The sequence below is a fragment of the Enterococcus larvae genome, from assembly GCF_017830045.1.
GTDB lineage: Bacteria > Bacillota > Bacilli > Lactobacillales > Enterococcaceae > Enterococcus_L > Enterococcus_L larvae.
Map to the genome: position 1 here is coordinate 52,106 of NZ_JAEDXU010000013.1, position 18,601 is coordinate 70,706.

At 41.6% G+C, this 18,601-nt stretch carries 18 protein-coding genes; all 18 read left to right on the top strand.

What is annotated here, in order from left to right; all coding sequences use genetic code 11:
• The first annotated feature begins 48 nt into the window (after nt 1–48).
• Nucleotides 49–1,818: a DNA polymerase III subunit gamma/tau gene (gene dnaX / locus I6N96_RS17940; RefSeq protein ID WP_209558946.1), complete on the top strand. Its 1,770-nt coding sequence runs from the start codon at nt 49–51 to the stop codon at nt 1,816–1,818.
• 85 nt (nt 1,819–1,903) lie between these two features.
• On the top strand, nt 1,904–2,218 hold the full coding sequence (locus I6N96_RS17945) for a YbaB/EbfC family nucleoid-associated protein (protein ID WP_209558947.1): 315 nt from the start codon (nt 1,904–1,906) through the stop codon (nt 2,216–2,218).
• A 250-nt stretch (nt 2,219–2,468) separates the two neighbouring features.
• Nucleotides 2,469–3,287 carry a MerR family transcriptional regulator gene (locus I6N96_RS17950; RefSeq protein ID WP_209558948.1) on the top strand — a complete coding sequence of 273 codons (819 nt, stop codon included), beginning with the start codon at nt 2,469–2,471 and terminating at the stop codon, nt 3,285–3,287.
• Nucleotides 3,288–3,845: 558 nt separating this feature from the next.
• The gene (locus I6N96_RS17955) at nt 3,846–4,565 is read left to right on the top strand and encodes a winged helix-turn-helix domain-containing protein (protein WP_209558949.1); all 720 of its coding nucleotides are present in this window, start codon (nt 3,846–3,848) and stop codon (nt 4,563–4,565) included.
• Between the two features lie 196 nt (nt 4,566–4,761).
• Nucleotides 4,762–8,193: a pectate lyase-like adhesive domain-containing protein gene (locus I6N96_RS17960; protein WP_209558950.1), complete on the top strand. Its 3,432-nt coding sequence runs from the start codon at nt 4,762–4,764 to the stop codon at nt 8,191–8,193.
• Between the two features lie 19 nt (nt 8,194–8,212).
• Nucleotides 8,213–8,581, top strand: coding sequence for an LPXTG cell wall anchor domain-containing protein (locus I6N96_RS17965; protein WP_209558468.1), 369 nt, complete (start codon nt 8,213–8,215; stop codon nt 8,579–8,581).
• A complete protein-coding gene (locus I6N96_RS17970; RefSeq protein ID WP_209558951.1) occupies nt 8,581–9,375 on the top strand; it encodes a WxL domain-containing protein in 795 nt (264 codons plus the stop codon). The genes I6N96_RS17965 and I6N96_RS17970 overlap by 1 nt, the downstream gene beginning before the upstream one ends.
• A gap of 35 nt (nt 9,376–9,410) precedes the next feature.
• Nucleotides 9,411–10,217: a WxL domain-containing protein gene (locus I6N96_RS17975; RefSeq protein ID WP_209558952.1), complete on the top strand. Its 807-nt coding sequence runs from the start codon at nt 9,411–9,413 to the stop codon at nt 10,215–10,217.
• A gap of 99 nt (nt 10,218–10,316) precedes the next feature.
• On the top strand, nt 10,317–11,405 hold the full coding sequence (locus tag I6N96_RS17980) for a WxLIP family cell surface protein (protein ID WP_209558953.1): 1,089 nt from the start codon (nt 10,317–10,319) through the stop codon (nt 11,403–11,405).
• A gap of 37 nt (nt 11,406–11,442) precedes the next feature.
• Complete coding sequence (locus tag I6N96_RS17985) at nt 11,443–12,108, top strand: hypothetical protein (protein ID WP_209558954.1); 666 nt, start codon at nt 11,443–11,445, stop codon at nt 12,106–12,108.
• Between the two features lie 40 nt (nt 12,109–12,148).
• Complete coding sequence (gene lepB / locus I6N96_RS17990; RefSeq protein ID WP_245187042.1) at nt 12,149–12,970, top strand: signal peptidase I; 822 nt, start codon at nt 12,149–12,151, stop codon at nt 12,968–12,970.
• A gap of 538 nt (nt 12,971–13,508) precedes the next feature.
• Nucleotides 13,509–14,105: a recombination mediator RecR gene (gene recR / locus I6N96_RS17995; RefSeq protein WP_209558955.1), complete on the top strand. Its 597-nt coding sequence runs from the start codon at nt 13,509–13,511 to the stop codon at nt 14,103–14,105.
• Nucleotides 14,106–14,203: 98 nt separating this feature from the next.
• Nucleotides 14,204–14,848, top strand: a complete 645-nt coding sequence (gene tmk / locus I6N96_RS18000; RefSeq protein WP_209558956.1) for a dTMP kinase — start codon at nt 14,204–14,206, stop codon at nt 14,846–14,848.
• A 14-nt stretch (nt 14,849–14,862) separates the two neighbouring features.
• Nucleotides 14,863–15,192 carry a cyclic-di-AMP receptor gene (locus tag I6N96_RS18005; protein WP_086348936.1) on the top strand — a complete coding sequence of 110 codons (330 nt, stop codon included), beginning with the start codon at nt 14,863–14,865 and terminating at the stop codon, nt 15,190–15,192.
• A gap of 2 nt (nt 15,193–15,194) precedes the next feature.
• Nucleotides 15,195–16,157 (top strand): DNA polymerase III subunit delta', encoded by a 963-nt coding sequence (holB, locus tag I6N96_RS18010; protein ID WP_209559007.1) that lies wholly within the window; start codon nt 15,195–15,197, stop codon nt 16,155–16,157.
• 2 nt (nt 16,158–16,159) lie between these two features.
• Nucleotides 16,160–16,987, top strand: coding sequence for a PSP1 domain-containing protein (locus tag I6N96_RS18015; protein WP_209558957.1), 828 nt, complete (start codon nt 16,160–16,162; stop codon nt 16,985–16,987).
• A 1-nt stretch (nt 16,988) separates the two neighbouring features.
• A complete protein-coding gene (locus I6N96_RS18020) occupies nt 16,989–17,336 on the top strand; it encodes a DNA replication initiation control protein YabA (RefSeq protein ID WP_209558958.1) in 348 nt (115 codons plus the stop codon).
• 159 nt (nt 17,337–17,495) lie between these two features.
• Entirely contained in the window at nt 17,496–18,356 is an 861-nt protein-coding gene (gene rsmI, locus I6N96_RS18025) for a 16S rRNA (cytidine(1402)-2'-O)-methyltransferase (RefSeq protein WP_209558959.1), read from the top strand.
• The last annotated feature ends 245 nt before the right edge of the window (nt 18,357–18,601 follow it).

Here is an 18,601-nt window from a genome sequence, read left to right on the forward strand (position 1 = left end):
AAAATCACGTATAATAGTACATAGCGAAATTTCAGAGGAGGGTATAATATGGCATATCAGGCACTGTATCGTGTGTGGAGATCTCAGCGATTTGAGGATATTGTCGGTCAAAAGGCAGTCACTCAGACATTGAAAAATGCAATTATGCAGCATAAGACTTCACATGCTTATTTGTTTACTGGTCCCCGGGGAACAGGGAAGACCAGTGCAGCCAAAATTTTTGCCAAGGCAATCAACTGTCCCAACAGCGTTGATGGAGAGCCCTGTAATGAATGCACTATCTGTAAAGAGATCACTGAAGGGCGCCTGAATGATGTGATTGAGATTGATGCGGCTAGTAACAACGGTGTCGAGGAAATCCGAGATATTCGTGACAAGGCAAAATATGCGCCGACACAAGCAGAATACAAGATATATATCGTAGATGAGGTCCATATGCTGTCAACTGGAGCGTTTAATGCGTTACTGAAGACACTGGAAGAACCTCCTAAGAATGTTATTTTCATTTTGGCTACAACTGAACCACATAAAATTCCGTTGACGATCATTTCGAGAACACAGCGCTTTGATTTTAAACGGATCGGGACACAGGATATTGTTGACCATTTGGCCCATATCCTAATAGATAGCTCTTTGAAATATGAGGAACAGGCGTTGTACACGATTGCTCGAGCGGCAGAAGGCGGAATGCGGGATGCTTTGAGCATTTTAGATCAGGCGCTTTCCTTCAGCGAAGATGAGGTGACGCTTGCGGATGCGCTTCAAGTAACTGGGAGTTTAACCTTTGAGATGATGGACCGCTATATCTCAGCCTGCTTGTCAGGAGATGTTGAACAAGGGTTAGAGACCTTGGAGGTCATTTTGAATTCTGGTACAGAAGCAAGTCGCTTCTTAGAAGATATTTTGTTGTACTGCCGAGACTTACTGATGTATCAGCAAGCTCCTAAGCTGCTGGAGGGGAAAACGGGCACTATCACAGATGCATTCAAGGATTTAGCTAAACAGACAGCGCCGGAGAGGATTTATCAGCTGATACAGATTTTAAGTGATACTCAAAATGAGATTCGGTTTACCAATCACGCGACGATCTATTTGGAAGTAGGGACTGTGAAGCTCGCTCAGGGAAATCGTTCTATTGTATCAACGACAGCTGTTTCGCCAGCGACAGGTGCAGCTGATCCGGAAGCAGTTACTGAACTGAAGGCACAAATTCAAAAGCTGCAGCAGGAAGTCGAGCTTCTTAAAAAGAATGGCGCTGCTCCAGCTCAGGAGACAGCTAAAGCACCTGCACGTCAACAAGCAGCAAACCGTAATAGCTTGAAGATTCCTACAGAACGTGTGTATCAAGTACTTAGAGATGCAACACGCGAACATTTGATAAAGGTCAAGGATGTCTGGGAAGACTTGTTGCAGATGATGTCTGTGACGCAACGGGCAATGCTGAAGGCAAGCGAGCCGGTTGCAGGGAGCCCGACAAGTATCGTTCTAGCCTTTGACTATGAGATTGTCTGTGCGAGAGCTTCAGGAGATGATGAAATCCAACTGGCTATTCAAAATAACCTTAGTAAGCTGATCGACTATGCGCCAACAATCGTCTGCATTACCAGAGACAGCTGGCCGAACCTTCGTAAAACCTTTATTCAGCAGAATAAGGATGGACAATCAGAGACGCCGGAAGTCGACGTACTTGAAGCGGAAGGGGATATTCAGTTGATAGCAGAAGATTCAGAAGAGAATGATTCTGCTAGTCGTCAGGAAATCGTTGATGAGGCGGTAACGATGTTTGGCTCAGAGATTGTAGAAGTTGTAAACGATTAGACGACAGGAGATTTATATACTCGTTTAATAAACTTATAATAGATTTAAAAAAGTAATTGATGGATAAGAGAAGGAGACAAGAGATATGATGCGTGGAATGGGAAATATGCAAGGCATGATGAAGCAGGTACAAAAAATGCAGAAAGAAATGGAACAGGCTCAAGCTGCATTAAATGAAAAGGAATTTATTGGGGAGGCAACGAACCAGCTTGTAACAGCTATTTTCACAGGCGACAAACGATTGAAGGATATGACAATCAAAGAAGAGATTGTAGATGCAGACGATGTTGAAATGCTTCAGGATTTAATCGTTATGGCTGTTAATGACGGATTAGTAAAAATCGAAAAAGAAACAGAAGCAACTATGGGCAAATATACAAAAGGCTTGCCGGGCTTCTAATAGATAGAGTAGAAGAACGTGAGACTGATTTTGTCTCACGTTCTTTTTTATTACTAAGGGCAGATGCTGTATCACCTGATATCACACCTTACTTTGCTGACGAGACTCAAGGCTTCGTGATAAGAGTGGAATAATGATGAATTTATCTTTTATAAAATAAAATTAAATAAATGGTTGACTCATACCTAAGGGAACGGTTTAAAGTATAAGTAAGCTAGCGATGAGACATAATAGAAAGAAGGAGTAGGACATGTTCAAAATTGGAGAATTCTCAAAATTATCAAATACCACGGTACGTACCTTAAGACATTATGAGAAAATAGGTTTAATGCTGCCAACGACTATTGATCAGCAGTCAGGCTACCGCTTCTATGGAGCAAATCAAATAGGCACAATAAATAAAATCAAGATGCTTCAGCAAATTGGTTTATCTCTTGAGACGATCAAGGAGATCATTGAAAAGCAGCAAGCAGATATTCTGAATTACTATTATGAAATCAAAGAAAATGAGCTTCAGCAGGAAATGGAAGCATTACAAAAGAAAAAAGAAATGATTAGGCAATTGCAAAAACAATTGAAAGAAGGAAATAATATGGAGAAATATAATGTAGTATTAAAAACAATACCGATAAGAAGGGTAATCAGTGTGAGAAAAGTCATCCCTACATTTCAAGATGAAGGGATGCTTTGGGGACTGCTGCAAGAAGAAGTCAAGAACAGTGGGGCCAAAATTGTTCCAGGAACATTGGGTGTGAGTCTATATCATGATAAAGAGTATAAAGAAACTGATGTGGATGTTGAAGTACAATTGGAAGTTGACGGAGATTACAAAGATGGAGAAGCTGCTTCATTCTTTGAGGCACCGGAATATAATATAGCTTCTGTTACCTTCAGTGGAAACTTTGATCAAATGCCTCAAATATCTCAAGCGTTGGGAGCATGGATTGAAGCGAACGACTATCATGTTTCCGGACCAATGATCAATATCTCTCATGTTTCTCCTGCACAGGACCCTAATCCTGAAAATTGGGTCACTGAGGCATCGTTTGTTGTGTCATTAATAAAATAAAAGACTATATAGTAGAAATAAAAAATGAATCCCTAAGCATTTTCTTTAATAAAAAAGAAGGTGCTTGGGGATTTATTTGTGCGTGAATATCTGGTGAATGTTAGAAAATTATTGTTAATTAATCGTTGAATATATCACTGTAAATCAATTATATCGTAAAAGTAATATCTATAATAGTTATATGCACCTGACATTTCTCTTGTATTTTTATTATTTCTCTTATATATATCGAAAAACAAATTTTTTGTATATTTATTGTGTTATAGAAATTATTGAATAAATCAAATAAACCTTATTGCTGCTAGGTTTCTTTAATGATAAAAAATCAATATTTGTATTTTTATCAAAAATTTTGTTTTTCTAACAAAAAAGTGAGAAGAAATAGTATAGACTTTTAAAAATATTTGATATAAAATTCATTTGTATTAATAAAAAGATATATTTGGTTGCAGGAAATAAATTTGTTTTTAATTTTTGTGAACTGAATTTAAGAAATGTCTAATATTTAAAAAATCAAAAGCACTTACCACTTAGTAATTTAAGTTTAAGGAGGCAAACATGGATAAAAAGAGTGTAAATACGGGGATCATTTCGTTGTCAGCGAATTTGGCTGAACCTTATTCAGAAGAGTTGATGAAACATAACATGAATGTTATGCCCCTTACAATGGAAAATTTCGAACAGTACATAGACCAACTGGATGCAGTCATTATCAGAGAAAACGCAGAGCAGGACGTTAGGCATACCTGTCAGCTCTTGGTAAAAATAAAAGAAAGCTCAGATGCTTTTGTCTGGGTATTCTCACCCAATACAGCTGTGTCCATGCGGATAGTTTATCTTCAATTAGGTGCTGTCGGAGTTATATCTGACGAGTGTAAGGCAGATGAGCTTCATCTAATCATTTCAAACAGTGTTCAAAAAAGAAAAAACACGAAACATATAAATGATGAATCAGATGATGAACGATTGAATGAAAAAGATCAAAGTAGAAGCCTTGTTGAACTGAACCAAAGAAATTCCAGTGTGCGAATTGATGGCAAGAAAGAAATTCCTTTAACAAAACTTGAGTATCGAGCAATTGATTTCTTCTATAAGAATATGAACAATGCGGTTACTTATCAGGAAATATTCGAAGCTGTCTGGGAAAAGGAATTCGACAACAAGAATTATCGTGTAGCGAATCTTATTTTTCATTTAAGAGAAAAAATTGAAAAGGATGCCTCAAATCCAATCCTTATCCAAACGGTCCGCTCCAAAGGATACATGCTGGCTGAGTAAGCTGTCAGTCATGGCGGTTCCTTTGACGAGGAGTGACGGTGACAGAAAGCAAAGGTATTTCATTTTCTAACAATGGATAGACACAGGGGAAAACACAATATGAAATCCTGGATTTATCACGTAGTCAAGAAAATTGAAATAAATGTATTTCTGTTGAAAGACAGGATACACAAATATTGAGGAAAGGAGGAGAAAAATGAAAATTAGAAAAAAGGCTTCCGTTTTATTAACGCTGGCGATTGCTTTTTCATTAGTATTTGCAGTTTTCTTCAATTCAGTAACGAGTATCAAGGCAAATGAAACTGAAACCAGCACAACTGAAACCAGTACCACTGAAATCAGCACGACCGATAACAGCACCGTCGAGAGTACTCAAACGTTTGATCCTTCATCAGAATTGACAGGCTTGCCTGAAACCGAGGATGATTTGAGAGCGAAAGATGAGATAACTGTAGACGAAATGTCCGCTTACATGGATGGTACAGCGTATCAATCTCCTTTAGCCAGAGCAAATGGGAAAATTACAGGAGGCATGACACAAGCAGAGTATAATGCACAGTATTCAGCGTTGAATCAGGAGCAAAACGATGCATGGAATGCGAAATACAATTTCCGTCCAGAAACCAATGTCGTGCGTGTTAACGATTGGACAACATTTAGAGCGGCGTTTGAAAATAACGCAGTGTCTAAAATTATTATTGAAGCTGATATTTATTATGGTACAAGTATCAGAATTTCCAGAACAGAATCAATCGAAATAGATGGTCAAGGCCATTTGTTGGAAATGAGAAACGGCTCTCTTAATGTAGACGGTCTGACTTCTCTTGCCAATTTTGGGAAGGCATTTTCTGATGTTCCGGTATTTCACATGCATGACCTTCAGATTGCCAATAACACTGGGTATGGAGCAGTCGAAGGAAACCTTTCGAATGCGTGGGCTTTTGTCAACGGTAACGGTCAAAGGAATTCCAATCGTAGATTATGGAATTACCGTATAGGGAATATCTATACACCTTACGATGCTAGCCAAACAAATAATAACCAACGTGTGGGCGGACGTTTGATAAATGCAGAATTATCAGAAATCAGCGTCTGGGGTTACAACACGGTTGTGACTGGTGCAGAAAACTTCTATACAGGCGGTATGACTTTTGAACCAAATTCGTTCTATAAAGGAACGAATGCAGAATATGATTATTCAGTAATTTGGTTTATGGATCTTCCTACTGCAGCTCAGGCTGTTGATGCGACTGGAACAAGAACATTTGATGTTGGTGAAGGAAGCTTTGTCTACCTGAACTACACTGCAAATGGAACTAACTATCCTGCTGTTTATGAAAACTGGGATTCAATGACTATCGGGAAAAATGCTACCTACAATGCAAATATGCCGGGAAGTGCCGTTTATTTCAATAAGGATTATGCGACATTTACCGCTGAAGAAGGCTCGACTGTCAACTTGCTTTCTCGTAGGGGGAGTCAACCGACAGTTCGTTTCCAGGCGGTCAATTCAACGAGTGGAGGTCAGAGTAATCCGACAAACACGAAGTTTGAAATGAAGCCGAAATCCAATTTGTTTGTTGTTGGATCTAACAGCGGTGGCGTGATTTCGTATGGAACCTTAGGGACTCGAGCTACAGGTGTACAATTTATTTTAGATAATCCTAATACATTTGATATTAGGAACACATTTAATAGTACAACAACGACCAATGCATTTCTTGCAGACGGTACAAACAATAGAGGATCACACAGTTTCATCATTAAGGATTCAGACATCTCAATTTGGAATAACAGCACGAACATAGACGGTTCTCCTACATATGATTATCAGAATGTAGAGAACTTTACTGTGACTAATGCTTCATCAAATGGTGGTGTGACAAGTACAGATGCAGATCTTGCGAGTCAATTTATCCGACCAAATTTCAAACGGATTTCTGGGATGAATAGTGATCCAGAGTTGATTTGGACACCCGTGACAGATGCTGATTATTCTCAGAGATCACAAATCTTACTGGGGTATACAGCTGTCGGGGGAAGCGATCCATTCGATCCGAATGGGGATGCTTATGTCAAACCAGTCTATGCAGATGCGGTACGTAAAGCGTATGTTGATTACACAGATACATTAGGTAATACGTATACTGGTGTGAGTGGAGCTGATAATTACGTTCACTGGTTAAAGGCTGATCATGCAACAGCTGGATTCCAAATTGCCGGTCAGGACATGAAGGGAACACCGTACAAGGCTTCTCTTGTTGGTGGGGTGTTGACACCTTATCGATCGGGAGTTGAAACGCCAACGACTGTTCTTGATGTGACTCCGCCGGAACCAGCAACGCTAACTGGCGGCAGATTGACGAATGCAACGAAACAGCTTAAGGCAGAAAATCTTGAGCCGAATGCAAAAGTCCTTCTTTCTATTGACGGTGCTGCTGCAATAGCTGCTGGTACTGTAGAGGCTGATGGAACATGGACGTATAACCTATCTGGCTATTTGGCTACAGGGCAAACTGTGACTATTTATCTTCAAGATAGTGCTGCAAGAATTGATGCTGAAATCGCTGCGCAATTGATGGTACCAACATTGCCAACAACACACACAGTAGATGGAAATATCAATCCATATCCAAACAGCGTTACGTATAGTGATGCAACATTCCAACCAGCTATACGATATACAGTGGAAGATGTAATACCAGTTCCTACTTTGAGAAAAGGCGTGACATCAAGTGCAGGCGATAGTGTTTCTGTTGGTGATACAGTGACTTACAGCTTGACAGCTACGAATACAAAAGCCGGTTCAGAAAACTGGGGAAATGTTGTATTGGAAGATACACTGCCAGATGGACTGGACTTTGACGAAGCGAATCATGGTATCACAATCACCTTGTACAATGCATCGGAAACACCGGGAACTGATCCTGGTACACCAATCACTGTTGATGCTGACAGCTTTGAATACAATGAAAGTACTCGTCTGTTGACAATCAATGTGGGAAATATTCCAGCATTGAATAAAGTCGTTGCGACTTTTGACATGAAGGCAGTCAGCGCTTCAGAAGATGACATCTTAAATAAAGCATTCGCTAAAGGGGATTCTCCTCAGGAAGCAACCTTTGTTGAGGGCGGAACTGTTGTTGGTCCATTCATTTCTCTGGAAGCAGAATCCAATGAAATTGGTCTGCCAGGTGGAGAATTATATGGTGGATTGACCTTTGTTTCAGCACCAACAACGATTGACTTTGGGGTTCAGGCAGTTAAAACGTCTGTTCAACGAATCAATCAACCAACCTCTATGACCGGTGATCTAGCCGTTCAGGACACACGGAGAACTCGCAGTCAGTGGAAGCTGATGGCGAAGATAACCAGTGACCTGAGTAACGGAACAGACACTGTCACAGATGCATTGATCTATGTGTACAACGGAAACGATGTGGTCTTAGATTCCAGTTCACAAGAAGTGGCTAAAAATACCAATTCTGATACTGAAGTATACAAAATCAATGACAGCTGGTCAGAGAGCGGTGACGGCTTGAAGCTGGAAACCAAAATCGGTGCCGTACAATCGATTGGTGACTATGTAGGCGTTATTACATGGGAACTAGTGGATGCACCACTTTAACAGAGAGGACGTATAACGAATGAAAAAGAAACACTTCTTACACTATCTTGTACTGCTCTCTGTTGGGGTATTTCTGACTGGTGTTCCAATGTCCTCTTGGGCAATGGAAGGCGGTCAGGTGGGGCAGCAAGGAGTGATCGAGTTCTATGTAGACAGTACAGAACCTTCTGAGAGCTCAACAACCGAACCTCCAGTCGCTTCTTCGACAGAAGAACCGCCAACAAGTACGACAACTTCCTCATCGGCTGTAGTTCAAAAGCCGGCAGGAAAGTATCCCAGTACTGGTGAAGTCGTTCAACGCTCGTTGATGTTGAGCGGAGCGGCAGTGATTGCTCTTGTCTTGTTGTTCTTCGTGATGAAAAAACGAAAAGAAAAGAGGGAGTCATAATGAAAAAAGCCTTTAGGCTGTTATGTACAGCCGGACTTCTGACTGCTTTTCTATCTGGGACACAGGCATTTGCAGAGGCAGACAAGCTGGATTCTAACGGAAACATTACGTTTGAACGAAGCTTGCAGCCGCCAATCATTGTTGATCCGGAGAATCCTGAAACGCCGGTCGATCCGGGAGAAACCCCATCAACCGATGGCTATCTCCGCTTGGACTTTGTGCCAAGGCTGGATTTCGGCAGAAACAGGGTATCTGATAAGGATCAGGCGTATGAAGTCAATGCGCAGCTGTTTCACAGCGACACCAATGCACGTGGGAATTATGTGCAGGTAACAGACAGTCGCGCCACAGGCGCAGGTTGGACGTTACAGGTTCGTCAGGAAACGAATTTTACTTCTGTAGAGAATTCTGAAGACATCTTGAAGGGTGCATTCTTATCTTTTGATAAAGCATGGGCAAATTCCATCATGGATCAAAAGTACGCACCCAGCTTTCAACAGGATGTGATCGAATTAGATAAGATCGGGATGACGTATGATGTGGCCACTGCGAAGCAGGGCACAGGCTACGGCACTTGGCTGATCGCCTTCGGTGCTTCAGAAGAAAATACTGCTGGTTTAGCGTCAACTCTGACACCGTTGGTGGATGAGAGCGGCAATGCCGTGATGGATGCGACCTTCAACAAGCAGGTATACAAGAACAGTGCCATCACCTTTTTCGTACCCGGTTCGGTGGAAAAGAAACCAGTACACTATCAAACGGTGCTAACTTGGATCATTGCCGAGTTACCATAAATAAAACACACACACAATACTAGGAGGAAACACACATGAAATTGAAAACATTATGTTCAGCAGCATTAGTAGCAACAGTATTATTCGGATCGGCATCAGCAGCATTCGCTGAAGACGGCGACGCAACAAAATTAACAAGTAACGGAACAATCACTTACGAAGAGGACAACACACCAAATCCTCCAGTCGATCCAGAAAATCCAGAAGAGCCAGTAGACCCAACTGAACCAGTTGTACCTAACCCAGATGGCGGACCATTGGCTGTTGATGCGGTAACAAACTTGAGCTTCATGACTCAAAAAGCAGTAACAACTGACCAAACATACTTTGCAAAACAAATCGAAGTATTCAAAGAAGGCGTTTCTGATGGTACTCGTGGTAACTACGTACAAGTAACTGACAAACGTTTGGCTTCACCAACTAACCCTCGTACTGGTTGGACACTGAAAGCTAAAATGTCACAACAATTCCAAGCATCAGCTACTGACCAATTAGGTGGAGCTACATTGACTTTCACAAATCCTTACATTGCTGGAGCTGGAGCTGACGCTCAAAAACCAGTATTAGGCGCATCTGCAAGTAACTTCACTTTAGATGAATCTGGAAATGAAGTTGAAGTAATGAGCGCAGCTGACGGAACAACAGGTTTCGGTACTTGGACAATTGAATTTGGTTCAAGCGCAGGCGTAAACGGAGCAGACGATACTACAGGTATTCCAAATGCAACAGACGCTAACCTTATCGAAAACGGATCTATTTCACTATTCGTACCAGGTAGCACTGTGAAAACTGCATCTACTTACACTGGTAAAGTATTGTGGACAATCGAGGCTGGTATCTAATTTATTAGATAAACAGTAACGAAATAAATAAGTAATAGACTGGGCACTAGTTCTGTCAATCGAATTAGTGCCCTGTTTTTTTGAGAGGAAGGACAGCTTATGAAGAAGCACATCAAACAGTGGCTGCTTTTACTGGCAGTATTAAGCATTAGTTTTATTTTCAGTATCCCTACATATGCAGAAGAAGGAGAAACGGCAACTTCTCAAGCAGCAGAAGAAGCCAGCGGCTTTACATATCAAGTACAGTTTCCAGAGAATCAACGAAGTGAGAGTGGTTATTTTGACCTGAGAATGGCGCCAGGGCAGCAGCAGACAGTCGAGATCCTATTGAAGAATCACGGAAAAGAAGAATTGACGGTGAATGTGGGCTTGAACGGTGCTCGGACCAACCCCAACGGGGTCATTGAATACGGCCCAACGAAGTTGGAAGCCGATGCCTCAATGAAATATGAATTTACCGATATCGTCAAAGGACCGGAATCGGTGACATTGGCTCCGGGAGAAGAGAAGAGCTTGCCCTTGGAAATCACGATGCCGGAAGCTTCTTTTGACGGCATGATTTTAGGCGGTATCCAACTTCAGCGCCAATCAAACGATGAAGAGAATGAAGCGGATCAAGGCATGATGATCATTAATGAATATGCCTATGTGGTAGCGATGGTCCTAAATGAAACAGATACAGAAATCGCACCGGATCTGTCCTTTATCAAGGCGTATGCCAGTCAACCGAACTACCGAAACTCGATTGTTATCGACTTGGGTAATATCGTTGCAGCACCAATCAAAGGAATGACCGTGGAAGCGCAAATCATGGGCGAAACCAGCGATACTGTGCTGTATGACGCGAAGAAGCTGAACATGAACATGGCGCCGAATACAGTATTGAATTTCCCTGTTAGTATGGGGAGTGATGCCATGAAGGCGGGGAAATACCGTGCGCACGTGGTAGCGACATTAGGCGACCAAAAATGGGAATGGACCGAATCCTTTGAAATCACCAAAGAACAAGCAGACAAGTTCAATAGAGAAGCCGTCGGCTTGGTGCAGGAACAAGGCCTCGACTGGCAGCTGATTGCCATGATCGTCGGTGGTGTGGTTGCCGCGGTGGTGGTGATCTTCCTGATCATTCACTTTGTGGGTAAAAATAAGAAAAAGAACAGTAAGAAAAATAGAAAAAAGAAAAAGTAACCGAAGCAGACTGGTTTGGTGAGAAAGGAGGAGCAAAATGACAACGTTGGATTTGATTGCAGTAATTGCGTTAGCATCAGCGATCCTTTTTCTCCTATTCACGGTTCTTTTGGTCGTGCTGCGTGTGCGGCTGGGCAGACAGCTGACAAAGCTGAAGCGTGTTCGAACAAAGAATAAGAAGAAGCGAAAACGACTGATGCGCCAGCGGCGAGGGGTAGAAAAAAAACGTCGGAAATACCTGATATGGGCCCTCTTGTTATTCGTTTTGGCGGGTGCAGGAGCGGGGACTTCAGCGTATACCATCTACTATCAGTCGACAAATCTGAACCAGAAGGATCAGGAGCTGATGGTGAAAGGCTATTACTATCTTGGTGATATTGAAGATCAGTTGGCCTTAGCGGAAAGCGGCGAAGGCGGTGAAGAGCTTGGGAACGATTTTGCGACACTGGCTTCCCGATTGGGCACCTTTGCGGTTGCCCGTGCTGATTACCGTCTAGGTAGTGACTACCAGCAGCTGTTGAACCGTTATTATTCATCCTTGAAGGATTTGGGAATCAACTTGGCTTCGAGAAATTCAGGATTTTATACAAATGCGGAAGAGCTGGCCGATTTTAAGGAAGATTTGGCGAAGGTACGAAGCAACCAGAAAGAGGTATTCAAGACTTTTTCTGTCAATGAAGCATCATTGAAGGAGCAGAAATAGGCCTTCATGATAACCGAGCGAAGGAGGGAGTGAGGACTGCATGACCCAAGCGCAAGCTGAGAAGAAACGACGAAAGAAACCGAACACGTCAGGGAAGCAGAAGGATCGAACTCCAAAGGAACCTATCAAGGATGGCCAATCAAAGCCGTTAAGTAAGACAAAGAAAAGAAAAAACAATGTCCCGCAGGATAGACAAAGACTGCTTAATAAGGGAAAGAAAAAAACGTCATCACAGGCTGGAAAAAGAAAAGGTGCTCCTTTGGAGCAGAAAAGAAAACGACCGAATCAAAAGAAGCGAAGAAAGAAACGATCGAAGAAGCAAATGATTCAACGTTTATTGATTGAAATAGCTGTAGCTATTGTCGCTACAGGTGCTCTGATTTGGCTGGTCTCCCTGTTTCTTTTTTCCGCGGTAAAAGTTGATGGGTATGGGATGTTGCCGACATTAGGCGCAAATGACACAGTTTTTGTATCCAAGCAGCGCACGATTCGACGGTTTGATCTGGTGGCGATCCAGACACCAAATGGAAAAGGTGTTTCTGTTCGCCGAGTCATCGGTCTGCCGGGTGAGAATATCAGCTACAAGCAGGATCGACTTTATGTGAACAATGAAGAAAAGGAAGAGCGGTTTATCGCGGATGCGATAGCACAGGCAGATGCTTCCAACAGCTATTATACGGATGATTTCAGTTTGTATAAGCTGACCAAGGAACATCAGATTCCATCAGGACAATACCTTGTTCTGGGGGATAACCGTCCGTATTCCAGTGACAGTCGTTATTATGGATTGATTGACAAAGAAGACATCATCGGTGTTGTGACCATGAGAATCTTTCCTCTCCATCAAATGACAAAATTCTAGCATACGACAGCTAGGTAATAACATAGAAAAGTACAGTGTGACTTCAAGTGAGGTCATACTGTGCTTATTTTGTTTCCAAAATTGATTATTCGAGTTTTAGATCGAAAGTATTCAAACGTAGAGCAGATAGTTTAAGGCATAGATTCTGATTTTGATGAACTTGGATAGAAGATATGAAATGCCTATTTGCTTTATGTTCACAGCCGGATTAAACTATTTTGAATGGTAAAAAAGTAATCACCGAAGATGAAAGCTCTATCAGTAAAAAATGAAGGATTGCTTTTTGTTTTTGATGGTAAGAGTATGTTAAAATGGATACTATAACTAAAAAGAAACTGAGAGATAACGGGTTCTGATCTAGTTCAAATCCAACATAGATTTTTTTGTATGAAAGAACTATTTTTGTATAAAAAGTTGTTGGAATTGAGTCTAGGTCTAATGTCTATAATTCGACAGCTTTAGAGATGTGAAGCGGGGGTTGTAGAATAGTAAATGCACTGACTGCAAATGTTTGTTACGAAAGGGAGTATAGAAAAATATGCAATATCCTGAACCAATCGCCAGACTGATCGAAAGCTATATGAAGCTGCCGGGAATTGGTCAAAAGACAGCGACACGTCTGGCTTTTTATACAATAGATATGAAGGAAGAAGATGTTAACACTTTTGCTAAATCATTGATCAGCGTGAAAAGAGACCTTCATTTCTGCAGCATCTGCGGCAACATCACAGAGGAAGACCCTTGTGATATTTGTAAGGATCAAACACGTGACCGTAGTACAATACTAGTTGTTGAGGAATCAAAAGATGTGATGGCTATGGAAAAGGTCAGAGAATATCATGGCTTATACCATGTGCTTCATGGTGTGCTTTCTCCAATGGAGGGGACTGGACCGGAGGATATCAATATTCCCTCTTTGATTCAACGTCTTCACGATGATGAGGTGCAGGAAGTCATTATTGCGACGAATGCAACGACTGAAGGCGAAGCGACAGCTATGTATCTTTCCCGCCTGATCAAGCCGGCAGGAATTAAAGTCACTCGTTTGGCTCATGGTTTGTCTGTCGGCAGCGATATTGAATATGCAGATGAAGTAACACTGCTGAAAGCTGTAGAAGGCCGTCGAGAGCTCTGATTGGTATATTAGACAGAGTTCGCTTTTTCAAGTAAAATAAACTTAATCGATTGGCTCTAAAAGAGGCTGATCAAAGAGAGCATGGAGGCAGAGAAGTTTTGCAGGGATTATTTATAACAATCGAAGGACCGGATGGAGCCGGTAAGACAAGTGTACTAGAGGAACTATATCCGAAGCTGGCACTTGCGGCAACACAGAACATAGTAAAAACTCGCGAGCCGGGAGGTATCCCGATTGCAGAGAAGATTCGTGAAATCATTTTAGATCCAAAAAATATGGAGATGGATGAACGGACAGAAGCACTGCTTTATGCTGCAGCAAGAAGACAGCATCTAGTTGAAAAGGTATTGCCGGCACTTGAGGAAGGCTGTATCGTATTATGCGATCGCTTCGTAGACAGCTCTTTAGCTTATCAAGGAGCGGGACGTAAAATCGGCGTGAAGCCAATAGCAGAAATCAATGAGTTTGCTATTGAAGGAACCGTTCCTGATTTTACGATTTATCTGGATGTTGATTCAGATACAGGGCTGCGTCGTATCCAAAATCACAGACAGAATCAATATGATCGTCTGGATTCAGAAGGACTGGAGTTTCACCAGCGTGTTCGTCATGAATACTTGAAGCTAGTTGAAGACAATCCGCAGAGAATTCAGAAAATCGATGCAAGAATGAGTTTAGAATCAGTTGTTGAGGCGACTTTTGAGGCAATTATCAAGCGTTATCCAAATTATTTCAGAAACTAGAAAGGTGATGTCTTATGAAAATTATTTTGGCAATCGTTCAAGACAAAGACAGCAATCGTTTAGCGAATGAGTTTATTGATGCAAATATCCGAGCAACAAAGCTTTCTTCAACGGGTGGATTTTTGAAAGCCGGAAATAGTACATTTATTATTGGGATAGATGATGATCGCGTAGAAGAAGCGCTTGAGTTGATCAAGAAAACCTGTGAATCACGTAAGCAATATGTATCTGCACCAGTGACACTGGATCTTACGATGGAAGGGCAGGTTCCATATCCCGTAGAAGTAGAGGTTGGCGGAGCAACTGTCTTTGTTCTGCCGGTGGAAGGATTCCATCAATATTGATTATGGAAGAATACCAACAGCTGGAACAGCAGCAGCCTTTATTGTATAAACAGCTTCAAAAAAGCTTTGAGCATGGTCGTATTGCCCATGCTTATCTTTTTGAGGGGGATACCGGCACTGGAAAACGAGCATTTGCTTTATGGCTGACAAAACGTATTTTTTGTTTGAATATAATAGAGGGAAATCCTTGTAATCAATGTGTCAACTGTACCCGCATCAATGAAAATGAGCATCCTGACGTCTTGTTTGTCCGACCGGATGGACAGACGATCAAAGTTGACCAGATTCGCCAGTTGAAAGCAGAGTACAGTAAAAGCGGAATGGAGACACAGCAGAAGGTTTTCATCATTGAACAAGCAGAAAAAATGAGTATCGGTGCAGCGAACAGCCTGCTGAAATTCTTGGAGGAACCGGAAGGGAAAGTCGTTGCCATACTTGAAACTGCATCGATTGGAAAGATCCTTCCGACGATTCAATCCCGCTGTCAGGTCCTTCATTTTCAACCGTTAGATAGGGAGAAAATGGTGTCTTTATTAAAAGATGAGGGGATCGGTGAGAAAACAGCAGTTCTTTTAGCAGCATTGACAAATAGTTTGACTAAAGCGGTTGAAATCTCCCGTGATGAATGGTTTAATGAGGCTAGGGAAATCATTAAGCAGTGGTTTGATTATCTTGAAAAGGATGACCTTCAAGCGTTCATTTATGTACAAAAAAGAATGCTGAAGGCATTCAAGGAAAAAGATCAGCAAAAGCTGGCATTTGATTTGCTGCTGGCTTATTATCGTCAGCTGCTTGTGCACCAAGTTTCTGAGGGACGATCAAAGACTGAACTTAGAAAAACAGCGCAGCGGGTAGAAGTGATTCTAACAGCCTATCAGAAATGGGAGGCGAATGTCAGCTGGCAGAGCGTATGTGAGCAGCTTGTCATACGAATGGTACACCCTAAATTAGCTATAGGAGGATAATAATGGTTGAAGTAGTAGGCGTTCGTTTCAGAGATGCCGGACATATATATTACTTTTCTCCAGGTAAGGCAGAGTATGTCTATGATGAAAAAGTCCTCGTAGAATCTCAACAGTCAAAGCAGATCGCGACTGTAGCTATACCGAAGAAATCTATTGACCCTGAGGATTTGCCTGAAGAGTTAAAACCGATTTTAAATAAAGCAACTTCCAAAGACTTGGAAAAAGAACAGAAGAACGTGGAAGATGCGGCAGCCGCTTTTTCAACTGCAAAAGATAAAATCAGTGAACATCAGCTGGAAATGAAATTGATTCGTGTCGAGTACACGTTTGACAGAAGTAAAATGATTTTCTATTTTACTGCAGATGGACGTATCGATTTTCGTGAATTAGTAAAAGATTTGGCTGCTATATTCAGAACTAGGATTGAACTGCGTCAGATCGGCGTTAGAGATGAGGCGAAAATCCTTGGCGGGATCGGTCCTTGTGGTCGGCAGTTATGCTGTTCTACCTTCTTGGGAGATTTTGTTCCGGTTTCTATCAAGATGGCAAAGGATCAAGGCCTATCATTAAACCCAATCAAGATATCTGGGTTATGCGGTCGTTTGATGTGCTGCCTGAAATACGAAAACGATGAATACGAAGCAGCGAAAAAAGAGCTTCCTGATTATGGTAAAGAAGTTTTAACACCTGATGGTAAGGGTAAGGTCATCGGCTTGAATCTTTTAAGTCGAATCGTAAGGGTTCGCTTATTCGGCAGAGAAACACCTGTTGAGTATGAATACGAAGAAATCAAGGAAGCGATGCAACAGGCTGCAGCAAAGGGGGATTGAGATGGATAAACGATCCCTATATGACGGTTTGAGTTCTCTGGAGGTTGAGCTAAAGGAGACATTGTTGCGTTTAGCTGAAATGAAGGAAGGACTTCATGAGCTTGTTGAAAAGAACACAACATTGGAAATCGAAAATCAGCGCTTAAGAGAACATCTGCAAGAGCTGAATCAGATTTCTCAAGCATCCTCTGATCCTTCCAAACAGGAATTGTCAAAATCGCGTATGAATCTCGAGAAACTCTATGAAGAGGGTTTTCATGTATGTAACATTTTATACGGTTCGCGCAGAGAGAATGATGAAGAATGTGCGTTTTGTCTGGATGTTATCTATGGAGAACGAAACAAGTAAACAGAAGTTGAAAATCAGGACAGAAGCGTTGTGTTCCGAGAAATGAATCAGAATAGCCAAAACTTATTTTATGAATTTTGTGGTTATTCCAATGATTTTCGGATGGCGAGCTTCTGTTCTTTTGTTTAGATTGAAGAAATAGAGAGTAGGAGAGTAGCGATGCAGAAGCAAAAAAGCTATACAGAGGGTGTTCAAGGGAAACTGTATTTGGTGCCGACACCTATTGGAAATCTGGAGGATATGTCTTTTCGCTGTATTCGTTGTTTGAAAGAAGCGGATTTGATTGCCAGTGAGGATACGCGAAATACGAAAAAGCTGCTAACACATTTTGAGATTGAAACACCTCAGGTCAGCTTTCATGAGCATAATTACAAGGAACGGATTCCTCAATTGATTGAGCGCTTGATAAATGGGGAAACTCTTGCTCAGGTTAGTGATGCTGGGATGCCTTCAATCAGCGATCCAGGGCATGAATTAGTGCTGGCTTGTATTGAGGAAGGAATCGATGTGATCGCACTTCCCGGAGCTTCAGCAGGGATAACTGCACTGATTGCTTCAGGAATACTGCCGCAGCCGTTTACCTTTTATGGCTTTTTACCAAGGAAAGCAAAAGAGCAGCAAGCTGTTTTTGAGGAAATAAAAGAGCTGCCGCCGACTCAGATTTTTTATGAATCTCCCCATAGAGTTGCAGCGACATTAAAAAATATGCTGCCTATTTATGGTGAAGAGAGACAGGTTGTGCTGTGTCGAGAACTGACAAAGCTCCATGAAGAATATTTACGTGGGACGATTGCAGAACTAGTGGACTATCTGAGTGAGCATACAATCAAAGGAGAATGCTGCCTGATTGTTTCTGGTGGTGAAGCTGAAGAGGAAGAGGTATCATTTCCGGAATCGATCATAGAACATGTGGATCAGCTGATTGCAACCGGCTTGACGTCTAAAGAGGCGATAAAGGAAGCTGCTAAGGTAAGAGGTGTGAAAAAGCAAGAAGTGTATAAAGTGTATCATACGGAGTAATTGCCTGAAACTTTTGAAATATTCAGATGATTACTACATAGAAATCGAGTCTGAGGAATGTTCCTCAGACTTTTTTCTTTTGTCAGAAAGGTATAGGCTTGTTGGTTCTTAAGCAAAACACTTTAAGCACAGTATCCTGTTGAACATGCTCTTTATATAAAAATGGTCAAACTTAATCAATGATTTTCAATGGAAAATGGACTTCAAACAATTTCATGTGAAGTTTTATGACTTGTTAGGTAACT